The following is a 25,533-nucleotide window of genomic DNA, read 5'->3' on the forward strand; positions in this document are numbered from 1 at the left end:
CATTTGAACAACAAAAAAGGCGAACAAACTGTTCGCCTTTGCTGGGTAGGGGTGGTGGGTGATGACGGGCTCGAACCGCCGACATTCTGCGTGTAAGGCAGACGCTCTACCAACTGAGCTAATCACCCTCCCGGAAACCGATTTTCAGTTCAGGGCATCTTTCAATGCTTTACCTGGACGGAATTTTGGAACTTTTGCTGCCTTGATTTTAATCGCATCGCCAGTGCGGGGATTGCGACCAGTGCGCGCAGCGCGCTTGCCAACTGCAAATGTACCAAAACCTACGAGCGACACTGTACCGCCTTTTTTCAAGGTCGTCTTCACGGCACCGATGGTGGACTCCAAAGCGCGTGTAGCAGCAGCCTTCGAAATATCTGCGTGCTTGGCAATGTGCTCGATCAATTCTGTTTTGTTCACAAGGGCCCCTTAATCGGAAACGGAGTTAGACAATGTCTCTTCAAATTTCTGGTGATTCGCCTCAGGGCGCTTCGGCTTAACCGGGCACCGCAAATCACGCTTTTCTGCGACTGATTTCGATCAGCGCGGAGGCGAATTCTAGACTGAATTCCGGGCCCTTCTCATCAACGCACAAGTTTTTTATTGTGAGCTTTTGTCAGCGACCCGAAAGCAAGATGCGCAAACCGCATCCGCAGCGATTACGAGGCACGGGCCCGGATCTCAGGGATTGCCTTTTGCAAGTAGTACACCATGGACCACACAGTCAAGACGGCCGCCCCCCACATCAACCAAACGCCCCACAGGTGGGTATCAATCACGCCGAACAACATGCCGTTAAAAAGCAGAAAGGGGATCGCCACCATCTGGACCACCGTCTTGAGTTTGCCGATCATGTGGACAGCCACGCTCTTGCTTGCTCCGATTTGCGCCATCCACTCACGCAGGGCAGAAATCGCGATCTCCCGCCCGATGATGATCAATGCGACAAAAACATCCGCACGCTGTAAGTGCACCAGCACGAGCACACATGCACACACTAAAAACTTGTCGGCTACCGGATCCAGAAAGGCCCCAAATGAAGAGGCCTGGTTCAGCTTGCGAGCCAGATAGCCATCGAGCCAATCGGTCAAGGCGAACAGCACAAACATTACCGTTGCAGCCAGGTTTTTTTCGTAATCGCTGGCCATGCTACCTGGCAGGTAGAACACGCCCACAATGAGGGGAATCGCGAAGATCCGCGCCCAGGTCATGATGGTGGGGATGGTGGTAAACATGTCGGGATTGTGGCACGGCTCAATGCAGCGCCCGGTAGATTTCCTCCGCCAATTCACGCGATATACCTTCGACCGATGCAATGTCTTGCGCACTGGCCTGCTCCACGCCGCGAACCCCACCGAAACGCTGCAACAAGCGCGCCCGCCGCTTGGGGCCTATGCCGGGTATTTCCTCCAACTTGCTGCCACCCGTTCGCACCTTGGCGCGGGCTGCCCGCATTCCCGTAATAGCGAAGCGGTGGGCTTCGTCGCGGATTTGAGCAACCAACATCAGGGCAGCCGAGTCAGCACCAAGGTACACCTTGTCTCTGCCATCGGCAAACACCAATTCCTCAAGACCTACTTTGCGGCCCTCACCTTTCTCGACACCGACGATCAGCGACAAATCCAGGCCCAGGCTCTCGAAGACCTCCCTCGCCATGGACACCTGCCCCTTGCCGCCGTCCACCAACACGAGGTCCGGCAACCGGGCGTTGCTGGCCAAAGTGGTTCCGATGTGCTTGGCTTCACGCACCGCCTCTGCAATCTTGCTGTAACGCCGGGTGAGCACCTGACGCATCGCTGCGTAATCATCGCCACCGGTGATGCCATCGATGTTGAATCGCCGGTACTCAGCGTTCTGCATCTTGTGCTGCTGAAACACCACGCACGAAGCCTGTGTAGCCTCCCCTGCCGTGTGTGAAATATCGAAACACTCGATCCGCAGATCATCCAAGTTGTCCATCGCGAGATCCAAAGCATCCGCCAAGGCGCGTGTGCGAGCCTGCTGCGAGCCCTCTTCAGATAGCAAGCGCGCCAATTGAAGTGCTGCATTGGTTTGGGCCATTTCCAACCAAGCCCGGCGCTGCTCGCGGGGTTGGTGCACTGCCGCAGCCTTAACACCGGTTTGCTCTGCCAATGCCTGCATGAGCGCTTTGCTCACCGGCTCACTCACCACGAGCACCGAAGGCATGGGTACTTGTAAATAGTGCTGGGCGATAAAGGCCTCCAACACTTGCACTTCGACGGGCGGCGCGCTCGCCCCCTCGTCCGTCACATCCATGACCGAGGCATCTTCCACATGCACCGGGAAATACGGTCGGTCGCCCAAATGACGCCCACCCCGCACCATCGCCAGATTCACACAGGCTTTGCCGCCCTGCACCTTGACGGCCAAGATGTCCACATCCCGGTCTGACACGTTGTCGACCGATTGCTGATGCAAAACATTGGAGAGCGCAGCGACTTGATTGCGCAACTCGGCGGCTTTCTCAAACTCCAGCTTGTCCGAGTGCGCCATCATGCGGGTCTCCAGCCCCCGCATGACGTCTTGCGCCTCCCCCTTCAGAAAGCGCTCGGCATTTGCCACATCCTGCGCGTAGTCCAGCGGCTGAATATGGCCGACACAAGGTCCTGAGCAGCGCTTGATCTGGTACAGCAAACAAGGGCGGGTGCGGTTGGCAAATATCGAGTCTTCACAGGTGCGCAAGCGGAACACCTTTTGCATCAACAGAATGGCCTCTTTGACCGCCCACGCGCTGGGGTACGGGCCAAAGTAACGATGCTTTTTCTCGACCGCCCCCCGGTAATACGAGACCCGCGCAAATTCCACCGGTTGCGGGGCCCGTGCTGCCACCGGGGGCTCGGCTGGAGCCAGTTTTTTGGGCACGGGAGGCGTACCCGTCATCTTCAAATAGGGGTAGCTCTTGTCATCCCTGAACAGAATGTTGTACTTGGGGTTCAGGGTTTTGATGAGGTTGTTTTCCAGCAGCAGCGCTTCCGCTTCGGAACGGACCACCGTGGTCTCCATGCGCACAATCTTGCTGACCATGTGCCCGATACGGGTGCCGCCATGGTTCTTCTGAAAATAGCTGCTCACCCGCTTCTTTAGGTTGATGGCTTTGCCGACATACAAGACCTGGCCATCCGCATCAAAATAACGATAGACGCCGGGCAAAGACGGCAACGCTGCCACTTCACGCAGTAGCTCTTCAGGATGGGTATCACTCATGGGGCGCTATTGTCCGCCCAGTGGCGCCCCTTGTGCACAATCGGGCGCATGTCCCTAGTCACCTCTACACCGACCTCCCACCACGACCCCGCACCACCATGGCAATGGGATGTGTTCTGCCGAGTGATCGATAACTTCGGCGACATCGGCGTGTGCTGGCGCTTGTGCGCAGACCTCGCGAGCCGGGGCCACCACGTCCGTTTGTGGGCGGACGATAGCAGCCCGTTAACCTGGATGGCTCCCGGTGCGCGTGAGGGCCTATGGCCAGGCGTTCAAGTACTGGACTGGACACAGTCCCAAGACGCAACCTTTGTCGCACAACTGCCTGCCGCAAGCGTGTGGATTGAGGGATTCGGATGCGATATCGCTCCTGAATTCATAGCATTGCATGCAAGCCACATGAGCGCAAGCGCCTCAGAAGGCATCAAAACCCCGGTGTGGATCAACCTCGAATACCTGTCTGCAGAGGGTTATGTAGAGCGTTGTCACGCCCTACCCTCGCCGGTGATGCAGGGTCCCGCCAAAGGTCGGACCAAACATTTTTACTACCCCGGCTTTACCGCAGGCACGGGCGGCTTGCTGCGGGAATCCAAGCTGCTGGCAACCGCAGCGCAATGGGACCACACAAAGCGCTCCGACTGGCTGCGCAGCCATGGAGTGGCTTGGCAAGGCGAGCGGCTGATCAGCCTGTTTTGCTACGAGCCCGAGGGCTTGGGCGCTGCACTTGCACATTGGATGCGCGGCCCCGAGCAGACGCTGCTGTTGGTTACCCCAGGCCGGGCTGCGCGGGCCGTACAAGCGGCATGGAGCACTGCTATAGAGGCTTCTGGTGTCCCTGAAGGTGAAAGCAAACTGCGTCTCCACCACCTTCCCGCGCTGACGCAGGCCGAGTTTGACGATCTGCTGCGCAGCTGCGATGTCAACCTGGTTCGGGGAGAAGACTCGCTGGTGCGCGCACTATGGGCGGGCAAGCCTTTCCTGTGGCACATCTACCCCCAAGACGACGGGGCACACCTCTACAAGCTCAACGCCTTTCTGGACTGCCTGCAAGTCCCCGCCGGCTTGCGGACGCTCTTTGCCGCTTGGAATGGCCTCCCCTTGCCAAGCGGTGCCGAAGGCACCCCCATAGACTGGGCGCTGCTGCACGCCGAAGAATCTCGCATAGCAGCGCACCGCTGGTGCATTCAGCTGGCGGCTCAAGAGGACCTGGTCACAGCGCTGGTCAATTTCGTGGAGAAAAAGCGATAAAATACGAAGCTTTGCTGAATTTGCCGCCCGAGTTTTGGGGCGATTCATGCCCCGCCGCAGACTGCGGCCTACAGTCGCACTTAGTGACACTCGCTCAAGCAACCCTATGAAAATCGCACAAGAAATCCGCGCCGGCAACGTGATCATGCACGGCAAAGACCCCATGGTCGTCCTGAAGACCGAATACAGCCGCGGCGGCCGCAACTCTGCCACCGTGCGCATGAAGCTCAAGAGCCTGATCGCTAACTTCGGTACCGAAGTCGTGTTCAAGGCCGACGACAAGATGGACCAGATCATCTTGGACAAGAAGGATTGCACCTACTCCTACTTCGCTGATCCCCTGTATGTCTGGATGGACGCTGACTACAACCAGTACGAAGTGGAATCGGAAAACATGGGCGATGCCCTGAACTACCTCGAAGACGGCATGACCGCTGAAGTGGTGTTCTACGAAGGCAAGGCTATTTCTGTCGAATTGCCCACCAGCGTGGTGCGCGAAATTACCTGGACTGAACCTGCAGTCAAGGGCGACACCTCCGGCAAGGTGCTCAAGCCCGCCAAGATTGCTACCGGCTTCGAAATCGGCGTGCCAATTTTTGTGGCTCAAAACGATAAGGTCGAAATCGACACCCGCACCGGCGAATACCGTAAGCGCGTTTAATCCACGCGGTGCACTGGCCTTACCGGGCCTGCTCAAAAAAAGCTCCTTCGGGAGCTTTTTTTATGCCTACGAATAAGTCGCAAAAAACGGCACGTCTCTTGCCTTCAGAGTGCCACGAAACTGCCGCACAATGAAGCCATGGAAAACACGCAAAACCTCAACGAAAGCCGTATCGCCAACGCCTGGGCGGACCTGCAAAACCACTCCGACCAAGGTGGTGCCCTCGACCAAGACGCCTACCGCCTGGCCTTCGCCGATCCCGAATTCCTGCTACGCCGCGAGACCCGTGGCATCCGCATCCAGCTCGAGATGCTCAAGCCCGACCTGGACCAGGCCGCACAGGGCGTGGACAACACCGTGGTGGTCTTTGGTAGCGCGCGCTTCCCGTCACCCGAAGATGCCGAGGCGTTTGCTCAAGCCGCCGAATTGTCAGGGGATGCCCAACAAATCGCGGTGGCCAAGCGCCACTTGCGCAACGCCAAGCACTACGACAACGCACGTTTGTTTGCCCGCTTGGTAGCCGGACACAGCGCCCGCAAACCCAAAGACCAGCGCTTGTTCATTTGCACCGGCGGTGGCCCCGGCATCATGGAGGCGGCGAACCGCGGCGCCCACGAAATGGGTGCACTCACCCCCGGTCTGAACATCACCCTGCCGCATGAGCAACGTGCCAACCCCTACGTGACGCCGTCCTTGAGCTTCAAGTTTCACTACTTTGCCACCCGCAAAATGCACTTCATGATGCGGGCCAAAGCGCTGGTCGCTTTTCCTGGCGGCTTCGGCACCCTGGACGAGCTGTTTGAAGTCATCACCCTGGTGCAGACCAAAAAGGCCAAGCCGGTCCCCATCATCCTATTCGGCACCGACTACTGGAAGCGCCTGATCAACATGGATGTGCTGGTGGAAGAAGGTGCCATCTCGCCCGAAGACCTGAATCTGCTCCACTACACCGACGACCCGCAAGACGCCTGGGACGTGATCCGTAACTTTTACGGACTTCCGGTGTGAGGCCCCACACGCAGCCCCCACGCTGCGTGTGAACCCAGCCCCACCAAGGCACCCACGGTCCAGAACACCACCGACACCCCGACTACTACGCCTGCCGTGCCAAAGAGCATGGGCATGAGCACACTGGAGAGGTTGATGGTCATCAGCCGCAAGGCAATTGCCTGCCCGTGCAAGGCATGGGGCGTGATCTGGTGAAGCATGCTCATGATCATGGGTTGCACCGTGCCCAGCGCCAGCCCCAGCAATACCGAGCACACGCCCATCGCCCAAGCGCTGGGCATCAAAGGGTAGACCGCAAACAGCACAGCGGTCACCACCATGGCCGCGGTAACCACGGCCCACTCGCGCAGACGGGCCGCCAACATGGGCAAGAAGACCCGCACCACCGCAGCCGCCACCGCAAAGGCCCCCAGAATCGTGCCGATCACAGAGGCACTGTAGCCCCGTTCATGGCCGAGCACCGGCACCACAAAGGTATGCACATCCCAGCAGCTGGAGAGCAACCAATTCACCAACAGCAGCCGGCGCATGATCGGCTCTTTGAGCAGCGGCCACGCGCTGGGTGCGACTCCTCCCGCGTGCACGATGGGTTCCAGCTCACGGGTAGAGCGCACGCACAGCCACGCTAACGAGGGCAACAAGGCAGTGAGTGCAAATGCCGCCACAAAGCCGTTGCGGTCTGCTGCACTGCCGCCCAGCCAGACACCCGCATAGTCAATCAGCAAACCCGCACACACAGGCCCCAAAAAGTTGGAGATCGCCGGGCCGATGGACAACCAACTGAACACACGGCGCAAATCAGTCGCATCCGCCGCCGCACGCCCGACATGGCGTTGTAGAGCAATCGAAGCCGCGCCGGTGGCGCCGCCCATCATCAGGGCGGCAAAACACAGCACGACGAAATGAGGAAAAGCCACCGCCGCGCTGGCACCTATCGTGGCGGCCACCACTGCCCGGGATACTGGCTTGCGCAGACCATGGCGGTCTGCAAAGCGCCCCGCCGGCAAGGCCAAAAACACCTGTGACAAAGAGAACAGGGCCAGCAAAAAACCCACCGCTAAGGGGCCATATCCGTGCTGCAGGGCCCACAAGGGCGCAGCCAGTCGCATCCCGGCCATACTGGCATGCAGGCAGACGTGTCCGCTGATCAAGCGCAGCAGCGCCCTAGGTCCCTGCTGTGGGTCAGCTGCGGATGGCGCGGAAGGGTGAAGGCCGCTCATAGACCGGCACCGTCAGCATCCCGGTCCAGATCGCGGTCTATGGGCAACAGGGCTTGCGCCTGGGTGTCCGGCAAGGCCTCCACTTTTTTGAGTGCTCGCCCCATGGCGCGGCTGCGCACTTCGGCGCTGTCCAGGGTTTTGAGCACGGTCTCGGTTTGCGACTTGACCTTGGCCAGCACATCGCCGAACTTGCTGAACTCGGTTTTGACAGCACCCAGCACCTGCCACACCTCGCTGGAGCGCTTTTCCAAAGCCAGCGTCCGAAAGCCCATTTGTAAAGAGCTGAGCATGGCTAGCAAGGTAGTGGGCCCGGCCAGGGTGACGCGGTGTTCGCGCTGTAAGACATCCATCAGACCAGGGCGGCGCAGTACTTCGGCGTACAGACCTTCAGTCGGTAAAAACAGAATGGCGAAGTCGGTGGTGTGCGGGGGCTCCACATACTTCTCGGAAATCGACTTGGCCTCCAGCCGGATGCGCATCTCCAGCGCCTTGCCCGCCGCCTCGGCAGCGGCAGCATCCGCCCTGCCCTGCGCGTCGAGCAAGCGCTCGTAGTCCTCGTTGGGGAACTTGGCGTCAATCGGCAGCCACAGCGGCTCACCGTTCTCCGATTTGCCGGGCAGCTTGATGGCGAAATCGACCACGTTTTTGCTGCCTGGGCGGGTGGCCACCTGCGTAGCGTATTGGTCGGGCACAAACACCTGCTCCAAGAGCGATGCCAACTGGGCCTCGCCGAACATGCCGCGGGTTTTGACATTGGTGAGCAGGTGCTTCAAGTCACCCACGCCTTGGGCGAGCGACTGCATTTCGCCCAACCCTTTGTGCACCTGCTCCAAGCGCTCCGCCACTTGCTTGAAGCTTTCGCCCAAGCGGGCTTGCAAGGTGGTTTGCAGCTTTTCGTCCACCGTGGCGCGCATCTCGTCGAGCTTGGCAGAGTTGGTGGTTTGTAGCTGGGCCAATTGGGCTTCCAGGGTTTGGCGCACTTCCGCCATGCGGCGTGCGTTGGATTCACTCAGGGCACTGAGCTGGTTGGCCAGGGTGTCAGACAGGGTCTTTTGCAACAACGCGAGTTGCTGGCCGAAGGCGTCGATCTGCGTGTTCTGGGTGCGGGTGGCTTCGGCGGCTTGCTGCACCAGGCTCTTTTGAAACATGGCCAGGTTTTGCGCCAGCTCTTGGCGACCACTGCGCGCGCTCTCTTGCACCTCGCGGCGCAGCTCGCGCTCCACGCGCTCGCTGCTGCTTTGCAAGCGGGCCAACAGCTCCTGGCGCTGGGCCTCCAGTTGCGCCAGCTCTTGGGCTCGGGCCTGCGGATCGTTGGCCGTGCGACTGCGCAAAAGCACAACCAGCAGTACCAGTTGCAACAGCCCCAAAGCCACTCCCGCCACGACCATCCACTCCGTCATAGATTCCTTCTAGTTATGCATCATTTAGGCCGCTAGCGCTCATTAAATATACGCAGGTAGCTATGAATTCAATAGCAAATATAAACACAAGACCTGTTGCGCACTTGTGTGAACTTGCCCCTCCCGGAGCGCTTTAACGGCGCACTGCGCCCAGTGTGTTCACGGGGGTGAGCACCTCGCCGCTCGCAAAAAAGCGCAGCAAATTGTCCGCAGCCAGTTGGGCCATAGCACGTCGCGTGGAGAGCGTGGCGCTTGCGATATGCGGGGTCAGCACCACGTTGGGCACCGTCAGCAGGTCCGGGTGCACTTGCGGTTCGCCTTCAAACACGTCCAGCCCGGCCGCGGCAATCTGCCCGCTGCGCAGGGCGTGGGCCAGCGCCGCATCGTCCACAATGCCGCCGCGCGCAATGTTGGTCAGGGTGGCGGTGGGCTTCATCAGCGCCAACTCCGCAGCACCGATGGTGTGGTGCGACTCCGCCGAGTACGGCACCACCAGCACCAGATGGTCGGCTTGTGCGAGCAGCGTCGCTTTGTCTACGTACTGCGCACCACACGCGGCTTCCAGCCCCGCATCCAGCCGGCTACGGTTGTGATAGATCACCTTCATGCCGAAGCCATGGAAACCGCGCCGCGCAATGCCCTGCCCGATGCGCCCCATGCCCAGAATGCCGAGCGTGGCGCCATGGATGTCGCTGCCGCAAAACATGTCGTAGCTCCAGCGCTTCCACAAACCGGCGCGCAAAAAGTGCTCGCTCTCGGCCATGCGGCGGGCGGTAGCCATCATGAGCGCGAAGCCGAAGTCGGCGGTGGTCTCGGTCAGCACGTCCGGTGCATTGGTGCCCTGCACGCCGCTGGCGGTCATGGCCGGCACATCGAAGTTGTTAAAGCCCACGGCCATATTGGCGCAGATTTTGAGTTGCGGGCAAGCCTGCAGCAGCTCGGCGCTGATGCGCTCGCCACCGGTGGTGAGCACGCCGTCTTTGCCTTGCAAACGGGCGGCCAACTCTTGGGGTGACCAGACGGCATCCGTTTGGTTGTGCTCGACCTCGAAGGCCGCCTCCAGCTGAGCGATCACCTCGGGGAAGATGGCCCGGCTGACGAGAATGCGAGGTTTGGTAGATGGTGTTGTCATGCTGAAACCGAGGGTTGGGTGGCGGGCGCGGCGGGTGTTTCCGTCGGGGTCGGTATTTCAAACACCTGGCGCAGGTAGGCCAGGTATTTCTCGTCATCACACATGTTCTTGGACGGTGTGTCGGAGAGCTTGGCCACCGGTTGACCGTTGCAGCGCACCATCTTGATGACGATTTGCAACGGCGTGTAGCCGAGATCATTGGTCAGATTGGTACCGATGCCGAAGGCCAGCTGGCAGCGTCCGCGGAACTGCTGGTAGAGCTCGATGGTGCGCGGAATGGTCAGCCCGTCGCTAAAGATCAGTGTTTTGGTACTCGGGTTCACCCGGTTGCTGAGGTAGTGCGCAATCATGCGCTCACCCCAGGTGAACGGGTCGCCGCTGTCGTGGCGCGCGCCATCGAAAAGTTTGCAAAAGTACATGTCGAAGTCGCGCAGAAACGCGTTCATGCCATACACGTCGCTGAGCGCGATGCCGAGGTCGCCGCGGTATTCCCGGGCCCATGACTCGAAGGCAAAAATCTGGCTGTCCCGCAGTCTCGGGCCCAAGGCCTGCGAGGCCTGCAAGTATTCGTGGGCCATGGTGCCCAAGGGCGTAAGACCCAGCTTCATGGCCAGCAAGACATTGCTGGTACCCGCCAGCTGGCCGGGGCGGCCTGCGGCATTGCCCGGGCTTTGCACCGTGCCGAGCTTAGCACTGAGTACGCGTAGCACCTCGTCGTGCCACGCACGTGAAAAGCGGCGACGGGTGCCGTAATCGGCAATCTTCAGGTCTTGCAGGCCCTCCGCGCGCAACTGCTCGATCTTGGTTTCCAGGCGCTTGCGCCCTTCCACAAAATCCGGCACCCGCTGAGTGTTGCGGAAGTACACCTCGTTCACGATGGCCAGCACCGGAATCTCAAACAAGATGGTGTGCAGCCACGGACCGACGATGCTGATGTCCAACTCACCATGGGCCAAGGGCGTGACGGTGATGTACTTTTCGTTCAGGCGGAACAGCCCCAGAAAATCCACAAAGTCGCTCTTGATAAAGCGCATGGACCGCAGATAAGCCAGCTCGCTCTCCTGGAACTGAAGGCTGCACAGGGAACGGATTTCCTCGCGAATCTCAGCCGCATGCGCCGCCAGATCCATGCCCGGGTTGCGGCACTTGAAGCGGTACTCCACTTGCGCCCCCGGAAACTGGTGCAGCACCACTTGCATCATGGTGAATTTGTAGAGGTCGGTGTCCAGCAGGCTGGTGATGATCATGAGGCGTTCAGGCTGCCATGAAAGGCCGCCCAGGAAATTGCTATCAATTCAGGAGCTAATTGCGCTTATTTTTAGAGAGCTAGTAGCCGTTTTCGTTCAAATGACGGTCACTCTACCCAGCGGGTGAAATCGGCGACGGGCACCCGTGGGGTATGGAAGGTGTTGACCGGCGCATCGGGGTCGGCATAACCCAGCGACATGCCGCAAACCAGCATTTCGCCCTCGCCCGCGCCGATGTGCGGCAGGATGATGCTGGAGAAGCCATTCCACGCCGCCTGCGGGCAGGTGTGGAGACCACGGCCCCGCGCCGCCACCATGATGTTTTGCAAAAACGCGCCGTAGTCCACCAACGAGCCGCGCCCCATGACCTTGTCGACGGTGAACATCAGGCCCACCGGCGCATCAAAGAAACGGAAGTTGCGCTGGTGCTGCGCGTGCATTTTGTCCTTGTCGGCCTTGCCGATGCCCAACAAGCCATAGAGCCCCCAACCGTTCTCGCGCCGACGATCTATATAGGGGCTGACCCACTGGGCAGGGTAGTAGTCGTATTCCTCTTGGTACTCCGCAGCCAGCTCGGGGTTGGCGCGGATGGCGTCATGCGCGGCACAGGTTTTGTCCACCAGCGCATCGCGGCTCGCACCTTGCAGCACATAGACCTTCCAAGGTTGGCAATTGGTACCGGAAGGCGCCCGGCTGGCTACGTCCAGAATGGCTTCAATATCTTCCCGGGCAACTGCCTGGGGCAGAAAGGCCCGGGCGGACATGCGGGAGCGGATGGCGTCATCGACGATAGCTGCGGTCATTGCAAGGTCTCCAGTAGTTGTCTCAAAGCATCAGGGAGCGGGACCGGCTTGCGGGTGAGCCTGTCCACATAGACATGGATGAAGTGGCCTTTGGCGGCGGTGGCCTCACCCTCGCCAAAGATGCCGATCTCGTAGCGCACGCTGGAGGTACCGAGCTTGGCAACCCGAATGCCGGCCTGCACCACCTCGGGGAAGGACACAGAAGCGAAGTAGTTGCACTGGGTTTCCACCACCAGTCCAATGGTGCCGCCCGCATGGATGTCGAGCACGCCCTGCTCCATCAGGTAAGCGTTGACGGCTGTGTCGAACCAGCTGTAATAGACCACGTTGTTGACGTGACCGTAGACATCGTTGTCGCTCCAGCGGGTGGGAATGGTGCGCAGTACCCGGTAGGCACTTCGCGGCTCGGCGTGGGGCTTCAAGGGCACGTTTTGCTGCATGCGAACCATTTTGCCAGCGATAGTGACACGGGCTGCCGTCGCGCCCGATATTGGGGTGTGCGAAGTGGATTTATCTAAAAAGCTTAACTTGCGGTCGATGACACGCCTGTGAAAAACGGCCGGTAATCGCTGAATTAGGAAAAATGCCCTAAATTGCTGCATCGCAACAAAAAGTGCTTGCATTGATACAGGGGCTGCCTATAATCCGATCCATGCTGCACTGCAACATAAAGTCCACAGGGACAGATGATGACGGCGCAGATGGTGATTTTTACCTTAACTCTTGGAGATCTCTATGCTGACCGTTGAACAAGTTATCGCTTCCCACAAAGCCAACATCGAAACCCTGTTTGGTTTGACCACCAAGGCCTTCGAAGGCGTGGAAAAGATTGTCGAGCTGAACATGACTGCCTCCAAAGCAGCCATGGCCGAAGCCGCTACCCACACACAAACTTTGTTGAGCGTGAAAGACGCCCAAGAGCTGTTGGCCCTGCAATCCGGCCTGCTGCAGCCTTTGGCAGAGAAGACTGCTGCTTACAGCCGTCACCTCTATGACATCGCGACCTCCACTGGCGCTGAATTCACCAAAAACGCTGAAGCCCAAGCTGCTGAAGCCCAGAAGAAGTTTTCTGGTCTGGTCGACAGCGCTGCCAAGAACGCTCCTGCAGGTTCCGAATCTGTGGTCGCCATCATGAAGAGCTCTGTGGCTGCTGCCAACAATGCATTGGAATCTGTGCAAAAAGCAGTGAAGCAAGCGACTGAAGTTGCCGAAGCTAACTTCAACGCTGTGGCCGCTACTGCAACCAACGCCACCAAGGCTGCGACTGCGAAAAAGCGCTAATTTGGGTACGGGGCACTAAAACAATTTAGGTTTTTTTGTCCCTACCACTAGCTACCAAGGGAAAACCCTGAGATAATTCAGTCATCAGAAACTTACTTGTTTCTACCGTTTGTCTCCTCGGGTCCTTTCGAAACCTTCAGGTTCAGGGATCCCTTCAAGGCCTCGTTGTAAAACGGGGCCTTTTTTTTATCTGTCTCTCGCGGCAAGTGCCGCTTTGAGCTCGGGAATCATCTTCAGCATAGCTTGCCGGCCTGCCTCGATAGAGCGTTTGCGGGCACTGAAATCTGAACTTCCAATCCCTTGCAGCGCTGGGCGCACCACGACCTCAGCGTCCCGGAGTTCATAGCGGTTGATGCTCTTGCCCATGATCGAGAATGTCTGCATCAGGATATCGAGGGAGCCCCCAGTCAGACTGCCTTCAGGCGGGCTGGAAATGTCGACCGCGATCACAAAATCAGCCCCCATGCGACGCGCTGCCCCCACAGGCACCGGAGACACGAGTCCGCCGTCGACATACTCGCGCCCTGCGATTTTTACCGGCTGAAACACGGCCGGCACAGCGCTAGAGGCCCGCACCGCAGTGCCGGTATCCCCTCTTTGGAACAACACGTCATTCCCGGTGTTGAGATCGGTAGCCACGATGCCCAAGGGCATGGGCAAATCCTCAATCAATTTGCTGCTGACCTGCGCGTTGACGTAGCGCGCCAAGGCATCACCACGCAACATGCCACGGCTGAAGATGGGTAAGGTCCAGTCGGCAATCGCAGCCTCCTCCATCGTTTCCGCCACACGCTGGAGCTGGACTCCATTTTTGCCGCTCGCGTAAATCGCTGCGACCAGACTCCCCGCGGATGTGCCAGTCACCAGATTGGGTTTGATCCCGTTTTCTTCTAACACCTGAATCACGCCGACATGGGCAAAGCCACGCGCAGCGCCCCCACCCAAGGCCAAACCGATTTTCGGGGGCGGCTTGGGCGTTACAACCAGCGGAGGCACGGACTCCAGAGCACTTGAGCCACTGTTTTTCGGCACGCCAGGTGCTGTGGAACACGCCGTGATCAGCGCGGCTACCGCGAGCAACAGTGGTCCGCGCAATACATTCAAAAACTTCATCACCATCCCAATCAAAAAACTGTTTGCTGTCAATGTCGCCTGACTGTCACGCACACTTCAATCGCTCCAAACTTTGACCTACCATCTCCGCATGCAACATTCGCCCAAAGGAACATTCATGAAAACTTTATGGTTCGTCGGCCTGGTAGTGATCCTGCTGCCTGCGGTGGTCTTCTTCGCAGGGCAGCTTGGCATGCTCAAAGGCAAAGCACCGGGTGACCTCGGCGTTCACAACGGTCGCCTCAAGCCTCCCTCCAACACGCCGAATAGTGTCAGCAGCCAAGCCGGGCTATACCCCGAACACCCTCAGCGCGGGTACGCCGATATCCCTCCCCTGCACTACCAAGGCGACGGCGCGTCTGCGCTGCGCAAGCTAGCCGATATTGTCCGCGCTTTGCCAGCGACGACGGTAGTCACGGAGACCAGCGACTACCTGTACGCTCAGAGTACAACTCCAACGCTGAAGTTCACAGACGACGTTGAGTTTTGGTTGAACCCTGCAGAACAGGTCATCCATGTCCGCTCAGCTAGTCGTATCGGACGCAAGGACTTCGCAGTCAACAGGGCCCGTGTAGAAAGCATAAGGGCCCAGTTCGAGAAGAACTGAGCCCTTGAAGGCCTGCAACACTCAGGGGTTGCAGGCTTGGTAGGCATTTCAATCAGCCTGCCGTAGCCTCTTCAGGCTTGGATTTGCCTTCCTTTTTGGGGATAGGCTGGATATCCAAAGACACCTCGTCCTTGTCATCCAGGTCCACCGTCAGGCGACCACCGTCGACCAAGCGCCCGAACAACAACTCGTCGGCCAGTGCACGACGAATCGTGTCTTGGATCAAACGCTGCATGGGTCGGGCGCCCATCAAGGGGTCGAAGCCTTTCTTGCCCAGATGCTTGCGCAACTTGTCAGTGAAAGTCACCTCGACCTTCTTCTCGGCCAATTGGGTTTCCAGCTGCAAGAGGAACTTGTCAACCACCCGCAAGATCACCACCTCGTCCAAGGCCTTGAAGCCAACGATCGCATCTAAGCGGTTACGGAACTCCGGCGTGAACAGACGCTTGATATCGGTCATTTCATCACCGGCCTCCCGCGGATTGGTGAAACCGATCGTGGCCTTATTCATCGTCTCGGCGCCAGCGTTAGTGGTCATGATGATGATAACGTTACGGAAGTCGGCTTTGCGTCCGTTGTTGTCGGTCAAGGACCCGTGGTCCATCACCTGCAACAGCACATTGAAGATGTCCGGATGCGCTTTTTCGATCTCATCCAACAACAACACGGCATGGGGCTTCTTGGTGATAGCTTCGGTCAGCAACCCACCTTGGTCAAAACCCACATAGCCCGGAGGCGCACCAATCATCCGGCTCACCGCATGGCGCTCCATGTACTCGCTCATATCGAAGCGAATCAGGTCGATGCCCATGATGTAGGCAAGTTGCTTAGCTGCTTCCGTCTTACCGACACCCGTGGGACCGCTGAACAGGAAGGAGCCGATCGGCTTGTCGCCTTTGCCCAAGCCTGACCGAGCCATTTTGACCGCAGAGGCGAGCACATCGAGCGCTTTGTCCTGACCAAAGACCACGCTCTTGAGATCGCGCTCCAGCGTTTTCAACTTGCTGCGGTCATCGTTGGAGACATTGGCCGGGGGAATGCGTGCGATCTTCGCCACGATCTCCTCCACCTCGGTCTTGCTGATGGTCTTTTTGCGTTTGCTAGGCGCCAAGATGCGCTGTGCAGCACCCGCCTCATCAATCACATCGATCGCCTTATCCGGCAGCTGCCGATCGTTGATGTACTTGGCACTCAACTCTGCTGCGGCCTGAAGTGCAGCCACTGCGTATTTAACGTTGTGGTGCTCTTCAAAGCGTGACTTCAATCCTTTCAGGATCTCAACCGTCTGGTCAATGGTGGGCTCTACCACGTCCACTTTTTGGAAGCGCCGTGACAGCGCAGCGTCTTTTTCAAAAATGCCGCGATATTCGGTAAATGTCGTCGCACCAATGCATTTCAACTGGCCGGAGCTCAGGCTTGGCTTGAGCAAGTTTGACGCATCCAAGGTGCCCCCAGAGGCTGCACCTGCTCCGATGAGCGTGTGAATCTCGTCGATGAACAAGACGGCATTGGGCTTTTCCTTCAAGGACTTGAGAACCGCTTTCAGGCGCTGCTCAAAGTCTCCGCGGTACTTGGTACCTGCCAAGAGGGCGCCCATGTCGAGCGAATACACCACCGAGTCGGCCAGAATCTCGGGCACGTTATTTTGAGAAATGCGCCATGCCAATCCCTCCGCGATTGCAGTCTTGCCCACACCAGCTTCACCAACCAGCAAGGGATTGTTCTTGCGCCGGCGGCACAGGATTTGAATAACCCGCTCCACCTCGTAATCACGACCGATCAGCGGATCAATCTTGCCCTCTTTGGCCAACTGATTCAGGTTCTGCGTGTACTGCTCCAGCGGAGACGCTTTTTCGTTCTTCTCGCTCACGCCCTCTTCGCCATCCGAAGGTGCTTCATTCGATTTGGCAGCTTCGGGCGGGTCCGTTTTCTTGATGCCATGCGCGATGAAGTTCACCACATCCAAACGGGTCACGCCTTGCTGGTGGAGATAGTAGACCGCGTGAGAATCTTTTTCGCCAAAGATGGCTACCAGCACGTTGGCGCCAGTCACTTCTTTTTTGCCACTGCCTGTGCTCTGCACATGCATGATGGCGCGCTGGATCACACGCTGGAAACCCAGCGTCGGCTGCGTATCGACTTCATCAGACCCCGCCACTTGCGGCGTGTTGTCCTTGATAAAGTTGGTAAGAGATTTGCGCAAATCATCAATGTTGGCGGCGCAAGCCCTGAGCACTTCTGCCGCACTGGGGTTGTCCAACAGAGCCAACAACAAGTGCTCTACGGTGATGAATTCATGGCGCTGCTGACGGGCTTCCACGAATGCCATGTGCAAGCTGACTTCCAATTCTTGGGCAATCATGTGAATTCCTTTTTCTGCCTTGGTGTTGATTAACTGTAATCCGATTTGATTGCTGAGTGACCGAAGTTTCAGCTTTCCCCTACAGATCTACGGGCTCACTGACACATTTCAATGGGTGGCCTGCCTTGTGTGCTGCATCCAGCACCTGGTCCACTTTGGTAGCGGCAATATCTTTCGGGTAAACGCCACACACGCCACGTCCATCCAAATGGATTTTGAGCATGATGGCTGTGGCAGCCTCCAGGTCTTTTCCAAAGAACTCCTGAATCACGACCACCACAAACTCCATCGGTGTGTAGTCGTCATTGAGCATGACGACTTGGTACATCGAAGGCGGTTGGACCTTCTGCGCCAGGCGTTCAAGGACGACAGTGCCGTCATCGCTGCCTGTAGGCGGTGGCTTGATTGCGGGTGGTTTGGGAGTATTTGTAGCCATGAAATGATTCTATCGGGAGGCACAAAGCCGCAAATGCAAAGATCAACTGGGGGGAGATGCCTGAATTTCAAGCACCGTATAGAAAAAGCCGCACAAGCTTTCGCTTAGGTGCGGCTGGTTAACTCAAAACACGGGTTTTCAAGCGGCTACATGTTGTCGATCATGATCTGCCCAAAGCGTGAACAGCTGACCTGCTGGGCGCCATCCATCAGTCGCGCAAAGTCGTAAGTGACCTTTTTACTTGCGATCGACTTCTCCAAAGAGCGGATGATCAGGTCGGCGGCCTCTTTCCAGCCCATGTGACGCAACATCATTTCTGCGGACAAGATTTCTGAGCCGGGGTTGACGTAGTCTTTGCCGGCGTATTTGGGTGCCGTGCCATGGGTCGCTTCGAACATGGCAACCGTATCCGACAGGTTGGCTCCGGGCGCTATGCCGATGCCGCCCACTTGGGCAGCCAAGGCATCAGAAATATAGTCCCCGTTCAAGTTCAAAGTGGCGATCACGCTGTACTCCATCGGGCGCAAAAGGATTTGCTGCAAAAACGCATCCGCGATGCTGTCTTTGATGATGATGTAGCGGCCCGTGTTGGGGTTTTTGAACTTGCACCATGGCCCGCCATCAATCAGCTCGGCCCCGAACTCTGCCATTGCCAAGTTATAGGCCCAATCACGGAAGCTGCCTTCCGTGAACTTCATGATGTTGCCCTTGTGCACGATGGTGACATTGGGCTTGTCATTGTCGATCGCGTATTGAATGGCCTTGCGCACCAAACGCTCAGTGCCTTCGCGCGAAACGGGCTTGATACCCAGACCGGAGGTCTCCGGGAACCGGATTTTCTGAATCCCAAAATCGTCACGCAGCACCTGGATCAGGCGCATGGCTTTTTCAGAGCCGGCTTCAAACTCAATGCCCGCATAAATGTCTTCAGAGTTCTCGCGGAAAACGACCATGTTGGTCTTTTCCGGTTCCTTCAACGGGCTGGGAACGCCTTTGAAATACTGGATCGGCCGCAAACAAACATAGAGGTCCAACTCCTGCCGCAGCGCCACATTCAAAGAGCGAATACCGCCACCTACCGGCGTCGTGAGAGGGCCTTTGATGGATACCAGATAGTCGCGCACCACATCCAGAGTTTCTTGTGGCAACCAGACATCAGGGCCGTACACCCGGGTGGCTTTTTCACCTGCAAAAATTTCCATCCATTGGATTTTTCGGGCGCCGCCGTAGGCCTTCTCCACGGCTGCGTCAACGACCTTCAACATCACCGGCGTAATGTCTTGGCCAACGCCATCGCCTTCAATGAAAGGGATGATGGGCTGATCCGGAACATTCAATGATTTGTCCGGGTTGGCCGTGATTTTTTGGCCTTGCTGAGGTATTTGAATGTGCTGGTACATAGAAAAACAAAACTCCAATATCCAAAACGCACAACCGCAGAGTGTTGAAAAACTCTGGGCTCCGGCGCGGTATGCCTTGGAATCATTCTAGTTGTAAAGTCACAGGCTCCTTCTTGCGAAGCGGTGACAATGCGCCTCGCAACCCGTTATCCCGTAAAGATGTCCGCATGACTTATTTCAAAACACTGTTTCTTTCTGTTGTGCTCCTGGGAGCCCCCTGGGCACACGCCCAAGAAAGCGCCCAGATGGACCTACCCAGGATCAAGATGAGTGCTGGCATGCACCAAATCGAAGCGCAGGTAGCCCGCACCCCCGATCAGCGATCCATCGGCTTGATGTTCCGCAAGGAAATGCCGACCCATGAAGGCATGCTATTTGTGTTTGAACAACCTTCCGGCTTGTGCTTTTGGATGAAAAACACACTCATCCCGTTGACTGCGGCCTTCATCAGCGACGATGGCACAGTTGTGAACCTTGCCGACATGAAACCACAAACGACCGACCCACACTGTGCGTTGCGCCCAGTTCGATACGTGTTGGAAATGAACCGAGGGTGGTTTGAAAAGCGAGGAATCAAGGCAGGCTCCAAGATCAGTGGAGCGCCTTTTGATTCGGCAAAATAAATACACTTGCACCATGTAAAAAGGGTTGCCGGAATCTCCGGCAACCCTTTTTTATGGGTCACAACCCGAAGGCTGCAGTGCGTCTTTAGACAGCAACAGATCCCAAGGCTGCGTTCAAAGTTGCACTCGGGCGCATGATGGCATCAAGCTTAGCGGTGTCTGGCAGGTAGTACCCACCGATATCCACTGGCGCACCTTGCACTGCAGCGAGCTCGGCCACAATGGTTTGCTCTTTGGCAGCCAACTCTTTGGCCAATGGTGCAAACTGAGACGCCAATTGAGCGTCTTCTGTCTGGGCTGCAAGCGCTTCGGCCCAGTACAAGGACAGGTAAAACTGGCTGCCACGGTTGTCGAGCTGACCTGTTTTTGGAGATGGGTTTTTGTTGTTATCCAACAATTTTCCGGTCGCCGCATCCAATGTCTTCGCCAACACCTTGGCCTTGGCATTGCCGGTCTTCAGGCCCAAGTCCTCCAACGACACGGCCAAAGCGAGGAACTCGCCCAACGAATCCCAACGCAAGTGGTTCTCCTCCACCAGCTGTTGGACGTGCTTCGGGGCAGAGCCGCCGGCACCGGTTTCGTACATGCCACCACCGGCCATCAAAGGCACAATGGACAGCATCTTGGCAGAGGTGCCGAGTTCCATGATCGGGAACAAGTCCGTCAGGTAGTCGCGCAGGATGTTGCCCGTAGCGCTAATCGTGTCTTGACCGCGAATCACGCGCTCCAAGGTGTAGCGCATGGCGCGCACCTGGCTCATGATCTGGATATCCAAGCCTGTGGTGTCATGCTCGTGCAAGTACATTTTGACTTTGGTGATCAGCTGCGCCTCGTGGGGGCGATAAGCGTCGAGCCAGAACACAACTGGCATTCCAGAGTTGCGGGCGCGGTTAACTGCCAGCTTCACCCAATCGCGAATCGCGGCATCCTTGACCTGGCACATGCGCCAGATGTCACCCGCTTCCACATTCTGGCTCAACAGCACTTCACCTGTGGCCAAGTCAGTAATGTTCGCAACGCCGTCTTCGGAAATTTCGAAGGTCTTGTCGTGCGATCCGTATTCCTCGGCCTGCTGAGCCATCAAACCCACGTTGGGCACGGTGCCCATGGTCTTGGGGTCAAAGTTGCCGTGCCATTTGCAGAAGTTGATCATCTCCTGGTAAATGCGGGCAAAAGTGGACTCAGGCATCACCGCCTTCACGTCTTTCAAACGGCCGTTGGCATCCCACATCTTGCCGCCGTTACGGATCATGGCGGGCATGGACGCATCCACAATGATGTCGTTGGGTGAGTGGAAATTGGTAATCCCCTTGGCGGAATCCACCATGGCCAGCTCAGGGCGGTGCTCATGGCAGGCGTGCAGGTCACGCTTGATCTCGTCTTGTTTGGACTGGGGCAATGTCGCGATCTTGCCGTACAGATCAGCCATGCCGTTGTTCACGTTGACGCCCAATTCCTTGAACAATGCACCGTGCTTTGCAAACGCGTCTTTGTAGAAAATTTTGACGCAGTGACCGAACACGATAGGGTGCGACACCTTCATCATGGTGGCCTTGACGTGCAGGGAGAACATCACACCCGTTTTGCGAGCGTCTTCAATTTCCTTCTCGTAGAACTCCAGCAAGGCCTTTTTGCTCATGAACATGCTGTCGATCACTTCGCGGTCGAGCAAAGAAACCTTGGGCTTGAGCACCAGCGTCTGGCCGCTCTTGGTGATCAACTCCATCTTGACATCACGCGCACGGTCCAATGTGATGGACTTTTCGCCATGGTAGAAGTCGCCGGCATGCATGTGAGACACATGTGAGCGAGAGGCTTGGCTCCACTCAGCCATGCTGTGCGGGTTCTTGCGGGCGTATTCCTTCACCGCCTTGGGTGCACGACGATCCGAGTTGCCTTCGCGCAAAACCGGGTTGACCGCGCTACCTGTGCACTTGGAGTAACGGACGCGAATCGCCTTCTCTTCGTCAGTTTTGGGAGTCTCGGGGTAGTCAGGGATCGCGTAGCCTTTGCTCTGCAGCTCTTTGATACAGGCGACCAGCTGGCCTACCGAGGCGCTGATGTTGGGTAGCTTGATGATGTTGGCGTCCGCTTGAAGCGTCTTTTTACCCAGTTCAGCCAAGGTATTGGGGACCTTTTGGTCTTCTGTGAGGAAGTCAGAAAACTCGCCCAAAACACGCGCAGCCACCGAAATATCCGACTCCACTACGTTGATGCCTGCAGGCGCAGTGAATGTGCGGATCAAAGGCAGGAACGAAGCAGTGGCCAAACGGGGGGCTTCGTCGGTCAGTGTGTAAATAATCGTCGGTTGCTGGGTACTCATCGCTTATCTCCAAAAATGAGGTGTTGTTGACGCAGAACTGTTTCACGCACAGGCAGCGGTCTCCGGATAGTGCGTAATTGTGCTTTCAGTGGTCTGACCCGAAATGCATTTTTCGCAATGCATTACCGCAATATGAAATTTAAAACCACTTCAAGGAAATATTTTTATAGGTGCAGTGCAGCAAACGCATAAAAAAAGGCCCGGAGGTTGCCCGCCGAGCCTTTTTATTGCACCAAAACTCAGGCGAAGTTCGCTGCAGCGAAATCCCAGTTCACCAATTTATCGAGGAAGGTTTCCACGAACTTGGGGCGCATGTTGCGGTAGTCGATGTAGTACGCGTGCTCCCACACGTCCACGGTCAACAAAGCCTTGTCAGCGGTTGTCAAAGGGGTACCTGCAGCGCCGGTGTTGACGATGTCGACGGAACCGTCAGCCTTCTTGACCAACCATGTCCATCCGGAACCAAAGTTGCCGACTGCCGACTTGACGAAGGCTTCCTTGAAGGCCGCGTAAGAACCCCATTTCGCATTGATGGCATCAGCCAAAGCACCAGTCGGCTCGCCGCCGCCTTGTGGCTTCATGCAGTTCCAGAAAAAGGTGTGGTTCCAGATCTGGGCTGCGTTGTTGTACACCCCACCGCTAGACTTTTTGATGATTTCTTCGAGCGTCATGCTCTCGAACTCTGTGCCCTTTTGCAGGTTGTTCAGGTTCACCACATAAGCGTTGTGATGCTTGCCATGGTGAAACTCCAGAGTTTCCTGGGAGTATGCAGGGGCCAATGCATCAATGGCGTAGGGCAGCGCGGGCAGGGTATGTTCCATGAGATCCTCGTAGTGGGTGGGTTGTTAACAAAACTTATTGTAGAAACTAATTTTCGTGGACTGCGTGTACGGCCATATCAACCGTACCGTCTGCGAGGGTGGCCGTAATCACATCCCCGGGCCCGGCTTGTCGAACCGAGATCACCGTGGCGCCTTGGGCATCCGCAAGCCAAGCGTAGCCCCGTTGCAGCACCAAAGTGGGGTCAAGTAGCCGAAGTCTCAGGGCGGATTGATCCAAGCGCTCATGCGCTTGCCGCCCCAAGGTGTGAACCCCATCTGAAAATTTAAGCGCCGATGCCTCGTGCTGGCGGCGGGCCTCCAGCAAGTGGGCTTGTTGAGCCACCTGGAGCTGATGCGCAACCTGATGCAGCCGCAGTGAGTGCCCGACCACCACCCCAGATGGGCGACCAGCTCTGGTGGCAACGCGGTCCAAGCGCTGCGCCTGGGTATCCAACTGACGCTGGACAGCGGCACTCAAACGCTCTTGCATCAAATCGATAGCAGCCAAGCAGGTTGTAGTGGTTGTCGCTACCAATTCAGCAGCGGCGGTAGGCGTCGGGGCGCGAACATCCGCCACAAAATCTGCAATCGTGAAGTCGGTCTCATGCCCGACGCCAGACACTACCGGAATCGGCGACTCACTCAACGCAATGGCCAGTGCCTCGTCATTGAATGCCCACAGGTCCTCCATAGAACCGCCGCCGCGCACCAACAAAATCACATCCAAGGGGGTGCCTGCGCCATCCATGTCAGCGGAGCGGGCCAACAAGGCTTGCAAAGCGCGGATGAGCTCGGCCGGCGCATTACCACCCTGTACCGAAGCAGGAGCCAGCACCACTGGAATGTGCGGCACACGGCGGCGCAGCGCAGTGGCAACATCATGCAGTGCAGCCGCCCCCAAAGACGTAATCAGGCCTATTCCGCGGGGCATCAGGGGAAGCGCTCTTTTGCGCTCCTGCGCAAAGAGGCCGCGGGATTCAAGCCGATTTTTGAGACGAACAAACTCTTCAAATAGATTGCCCTGCCCTTGCTTGCGCATGCTCTCCACAATCAGCTGCAGATCTCCGCGCGGGCCATAAATATCCAAGCGCCCCGACACCTCCACCAACTCGCCGTCACGGGGAGCAAAGTCCAGCTGAGAGGCCGCGCGCTTAAACATGGCACACCGGATCTGGGCATCTTGGTCTTTGAGCGAAAAGTAACAATGGCCGCTAGCAGCCTTGGAAAAGCCAGACAGCTCGCCAGTCACCCGCACGGGGTTGAAACGGGCATTCAGGGTGTCTGCCAGCGCACGGCAGAGCGCGTCTACCCGCCAGACGCGGGGCGCTGCCTCGTCATGGTTGATCATGGGGCTGTCCGGCTTGCAATGCTGCAAACACTGCCAAAAATTGCGGGGAAATCATGCGGTTTCAAATCCTTTGGGGCGGAGTATGCCTCTTGCAAACGCCCCACGCGGGGCTAACGGTTTGAAACGATTCCAGAGACGCCCGCGCGCCACTGGGTAACCGGCAGTGGGCCATAATCCCCCAGCTTTTTAACTGCGCGGAGATCTGCATTTGTTTTCCATCATCCAAGCCGCCGGCTGGCCCATCTGGCCCCTGATTGCATGCTCCATTGTGGCTCTGGCCATTGTTATTGAGCGGTTTATCAGCCTCAAGACCGCCAAAGTGGCGCCACCCCGCCTGCTGGATGAAGTCTTGAGCGTGACCAAAAGCACGGTCCCCGGCCCCGATGTGGTTGCGCAGCTCGAAAAGAACTCTGCGCTGGGGCAGGTTTTGGCCTCCGGACTGCGTGCTGTGAACGCAAACCCGCATTGCACCGAAGATGATCTTCGCGCCACGATGGAAGGCAGCGGTCGCCTGGTTGCCCAACGGCTCGAACAATACTTAAGCGCATTGGGCACCATCGCCTCAGCCGCGCCCATGTTGGGCTTGTTTGGCACCGTGGTCGGCATGATTGAAATCTTTGGCTCCCAAGCCCCCGGCAGCACAGGCGGAGGCAACCCGGCACAACTGGCCCACGGCATCTCTATTGCGCTGTACAACACGGCCTTCGGCTTGGTGGTCGCCATCCCCGCTTTGATTTTTTGGCGCTACTTCCGGGGCCGGGTCGACGCCTATCTGCTGACACTAGAGCTGAGCTCTGAGCATCTGGTGCGCCACCTCAAAGCACTGCGCAAGTGAAGAAGGACGCATCCATGAACTTCCGGCGCCGCCATCAGGAAGAGCCTGAGATCAACCTGATCCCCTTCATTGACGTGTTGTTGGTGATCCTTATTTTCTTGATGTTGTCGACCACCTACAGCAAGTTCACCGAGCTCCAACTCAAGCTGCCGGTCGCGGATGCGGATGCGCAGCGCGATTACCCCAAAGAACTGATCGTAGCGGTCAGCGCAGATGGCGCCTACAGCATCAACAAACAGGTGGTAGCAGGCCGCAGCACAGAGGCCCTCTCCATGGCCCTCATCGAGAATGCAAAGGCGGGCAAAGACACCGTCATCATCATCAGTGCAGATGCAAGTGCACGGCACCAAGCCGTGGTGACTGTCATGGAAGCCGCCCGCCGCTCGGGAATGAATCAAATCACCTTCGCGACCCAGTCCTCCGGAAACGGTGGCAAATAAACC

The 25,533-nt window shown here is 57.6% G+C and carries 24 protein-coding genes and 1 tRNA gene; 8 read left to right on the forward strand and 17 right to left on the reverse strand.

Annotated elements, in window-relative coordinates; all coding sequences use genetic code 11:
- Nucleotides 1-52 precede the first annotated feature (52 nt).
- From RAE19_RS01740 to uvrC, 4 genes are all read right to left on the reverse strand, one after another.
- A tRNA-Val gene (locus RAE19_RS01740) sits at nucleotides 53-128 on the reverse strand.
- Nucleotides 129-144: 16 nt separating this feature from the next.
- Complete coding sequence (locus tag RAE19_RS01745; RefSeq protein ID WP_142810653.1) at nucleotides 145-417, reverse strand: HU family DNA-binding protein; 273 nt, start codon at nucleotides 415-417, stop codon at nucleotides 145-147.
- 239 nt (nucleotides 418-656) lie between these two features.
- Complete coding sequence (gene pgsA / locus RAE19_RS01750) at nucleotides 657-1,232, reverse strand: CDP-diacylglycerol--glycerol-3-phosphate 3-phosphatidyltransferase (protein WP_313873298.1); 576 nt, start codon at nucleotides 1,230-1,232, stop codon at nucleotides 657-659.
- 19 nt (nucleotides 1,233-1,251) lie between these two features.
- Complete coding sequence (uvrC, locus tag RAE19_RS01755) at nucleotides 1,252-3,222, reverse strand: excinuclease ABC subunit UvrC (RefSeq protein ID WP_313873299.1); 1,971 nt, start codon at nucleotides 3,220-3,222, stop codon at nucleotides 1,252-1,254.
- 48 nt (nucleotides 3,223-3,270) lie between these two features.
- Between uvrC and earP the strand changes: the two genes are divergently transcribed.
- The 3 genes from earP (at nucleotide 3,271) to RAE19_RS01770 (ending at nucleotide 6,139) form a co-directional block, all read left to right on the forward strand.
- Complete coding sequence (gene earP, locus RAE19_RS01760) at nucleotides 3,271-4,470, forward strand: elongation factor P maturation arginine rhamnosyltransferase EarP (protein WP_313873300.1); 1,200 nt, start codon at nucleotides 3,271-3,273, stop codon at nucleotides 4,468-4,470.
- Between the two features lie 106 nt (nucleotides 4,471-4,576).
- Nucleotides 4,577-5,131, forward strand: a complete 555-nt coding sequence (gene efp / locus RAE19_RS01765; protein ID WP_296507542.1) for an elongation factor P — start codon at nucleotides 4,577-4,579, stop codon at nucleotides 5,129-5,131.
- Between the two features lie 138 nt (nucleotides 5,132-5,269).
- Complete coding sequence (locus RAE19_RS01770; protein WP_313873301.1) at nucleotides 5,270-6,139, forward strand: TIGR00730 family Rossman fold protein; 870 nt, start codon at nucleotides 5,270-5,272, stop codon at nucleotides 6,137-6,139.
- On the opposite strand, the gene RAE19_RS01775 is transcribed toward RAE19_RS01770, so the two are convergent.
- The 6 genes from RAE19_RS01775 to RAE19_RS01800 all read right to left on the reverse strand — a co-directional run bounded on the left by RAE19_RS01775 (nucleotide 6,121) and on the right by RAE19_RS01800 (nucleotide 12,381).
- On the reverse strand, nucleotides 6,121-7,359 hold the full coding sequence (locus RAE19_RS01775) for an MFS transporter (RefSeq protein ID WP_313873302.1): 1,239 nt from the start codon (nucleotides 7,357-7,359) through the stop codon (nucleotides 6,121-6,123). The two genes, RAE19_RS01770 and RAE19_RS01775, sit on opposite strands and share 19 nt — an antisense overlap.
- The gene (gene rmuC, locus RAE19_RS01780; RefSeq protein WP_313873303.1) at nucleotides 7,356-8,759 is read right to left on the reverse strand and encodes a DNA recombination protein RmuC; all 1,404 of its coding nucleotides are present in this window, start codon (nucleotides 8,757-8,759) and stop codon (nucleotides 7,356-7,358) included. The genes RAE19_RS01775 and rmuC overlap by 4 nt, the downstream gene beginning before the upstream one ends.
- A 133-nt stretch (nucleotides 8,760-8,892) precedes the next feature.
- Nucleotides 8,893-9,891, reverse strand: coding sequence for a 2-hydroxyacid dehydrogenase (locus tag RAE19_RS01785; RefSeq protein ID WP_313873304.1), 999 nt, complete (start codon nucleotides 9,889-9,891; stop codon nucleotides 8,893-8,895).
- Nucleotides 9,888-11,138, reverse strand: a complete 1,251-nt coding sequence (gene pncB / locus RAE19_RS01790) for a nicotinate phosphoribosyltransferase (protein ID WP_313873305.1) — start codon at nucleotides 11,136-11,138, stop codon at nucleotides 9,888-9,890. The genes RAE19_RS01785 and pncB overlap by 4 nt, the downstream gene beginning before the upstream one ends.
- 107 nt (nucleotides 11,139-11,245) lie before the next feature.
- A complete protein-coding gene (locus RAE19_RS01795; RefSeq protein WP_313873306.1) occupies nucleotides 11,246-11,941 on the reverse strand; it encodes a nitroreductase in 696 nt (231 codons plus the stop codon).
- Entirely contained in the window at nucleotides 11,938-12,381 is a 444-nt protein-coding gene (locus RAE19_RS01800) for an acyl-CoA thioesterase (RefSeq protein ID WP_430962502.1), read from the reverse strand. The genes RAE19_RS01795 and RAE19_RS01800 overlap by 4 nt, the downstream gene beginning before the upstream one ends.
- Before the next feature lie 295 nt (nucleotides 12,382-12,676).
- Here RAE19_RS01800 and RAE19_RS01805 point away from each other — a divergent pair, with 295 nt between their 5' ends.
- Nucleotides 12,677-13,222, forward strand: a complete 546-nt coding sequence (locus tag RAE19_RS01805) for a phasin family protein (RefSeq protein WP_313873308.1) — start codon at nucleotides 12,677-12,679, stop codon at nucleotides 13,220-13,222.
- A gap of 186 nt (nucleotides 13,223-13,408) precedes the next feature.
- Here RAE19_RS01805 and RAE19_RS01810 read toward each other — a convergent pair whose 3' ends face one another.
- Nucleotides 13,409-14,335, reverse strand: coding sequence for a patatin-like phospholipase family protein (locus RAE19_RS01810; protein ID WP_313873309.1), 927 nt, complete (start codon nucleotides 14,333-14,335; stop codon nucleotides 13,409-13,411).
- Between the two features lie 118 nt (nucleotides 14,336-14,453).
- Between RAE19_RS01810 and RAE19_RS01815 the strand changes: the two genes are divergently transcribed.
- Complete coding sequence (locus tag RAE19_RS01815) at nucleotides 14,454-14,942, forward strand: DUF1499 domain-containing protein (RefSeq protein ID WP_313873310.1); 489 nt, start codon at nucleotides 14,454-14,456, stop codon at nucleotides 14,940-14,942.
- Nucleotides 14,943-14,994: 52 nt separating this feature from the next.
- Here RAE19_RS01815 and clpA read toward each other — a convergent pair whose 3' ends face one another.
- The 3 genes from clpA to icd form a co-directional block, all read right to left on the reverse strand.
- Entirely contained in the window at nucleotides 14,995-17,304 is a 2,310-nt protein-coding gene (gene clpA, locus RAE19_RS01820) for an ATP-dependent Clp protease ATP-binding subunit ClpA (RefSeq protein ID WP_313873311.1), read from the reverse strand.
- 79 nt (nucleotides 17,305-17,383) lie between these two features.
- Entirely contained in the window at nucleotides 17,384-17,740 is a 357-nt protein-coding gene (clpS, locus tag RAE19_RS01825; protein ID WP_313873312.1) for an ATP-dependent Clp protease adapter ClpS, read from the reverse strand.
- Nucleotides 17,741-17,886: 146 nt separating this feature from the next.
- Nucleotides 17,887-19,140 (reverse strand): NADP-dependent isocitrate dehydrogenase, encoded by a 1,254-nt coding sequence (gene icd, locus RAE19_RS01830; protein WP_313873313.1) that lies wholly within the window; start codon nucleotides 19,138-19,140, stop codon nucleotides 17,887-17,889.
- 167 nt (nucleotides 19,141-19,307) lie between these two features.
- On the opposite strand from icd, the gene RAE19_RS01835 reads away from it, so the two are divergent.
- A complete protein-coding gene (locus tag RAE19_RS01835; protein ID WP_313873314.1) occupies nucleotides 19,308-19,763 on the forward strand; it encodes a DUF192 domain-containing protein in 456 nt (151 codons plus the stop codon).
- Between the two features lie 85 nt (nucleotides 19,764-19,848).
- On the opposite strand, the gene RAE19_RS01840 is transcribed toward RAE19_RS01835, so the two are convergent.
- The 3 genes from RAE19_RS01840 to xseA form a co-directional block, all read right to left on the reverse strand.
- Entirely contained in the window at nucleotides 19,849-22,086 is a 2,238-nt protein-coding gene (locus tag RAE19_RS01840; RefSeq protein ID WP_313873315.1) for an NADP-dependent isocitrate dehydrogenase, read from the reverse strand.
- A gap of 239 nt (nucleotides 22,087-22,325) precedes the next feature.
- Nucleotides 22,326-22,907: a superoxide dismutase gene (locus RAE19_RS01845; RefSeq protein WP_313873316.1), complete on the reverse strand. Its 582-nt coding sequence runs from the start codon at nucleotides 22,905-22,907 to the stop codon at nucleotides 22,326-22,328.
- 46 nt (nucleotides 22,908-22,953) lie between these two features.
- Entirely contained in the window at nucleotides 22,954-24,255 is a 1,302-nt protein-coding gene (gene xseA, locus RAE19_RS01850; protein WP_313873317.1) for an exodeoxyribonuclease VII large subunit, read from the reverse strand.
- A gap of 208 nt (nucleotides 24,256-24,463) precedes the next feature.
- On the opposite strand from xseA, the gene RAE19_RS01855 reads away from it, so the two are divergent.
- Both RAE19_RS01855 and RAE19_RS01860 read left to right on the forward strand, forming a co-directional pair.
- The gene (locus RAE19_RS01855; RefSeq protein WP_313873318.1) at nucleotides 24,464-25,090 is read left to right on the forward strand and encodes a MotA/TolQ/ExbB proton channel family protein; all 627 of its coding nucleotides are present in this window, start codon (nucleotides 24,464-24,466) and stop codon (nucleotides 25,088-25,090) included.
- A 14-nt stretch (nucleotides 25,091-25,104) separates the two neighbouring features.
- Nucleotides 25,105-25,530: an ExbD/TolR family protein gene (locus RAE19_RS01860; protein ID WP_313873319.1), complete on the forward strand. Its 426-nt coding sequence runs from the start codon at nucleotides 25,105-25,107 to the stop codon at nucleotides 25,528-25,530.
- The last annotated feature ends 3 nt before the right edge of the window (nucleotides 25,531-25,533 follow it).

Source organism: Rhodoferax potami, from assembly GCF_032193805.1.
Lineage (GTDB): Bacteria > Pseudomonadota > Gammaproteobacteria > Burkholderiales > Burkholderiaceae_C > Allorhodoferax > Allorhodoferax potami_A.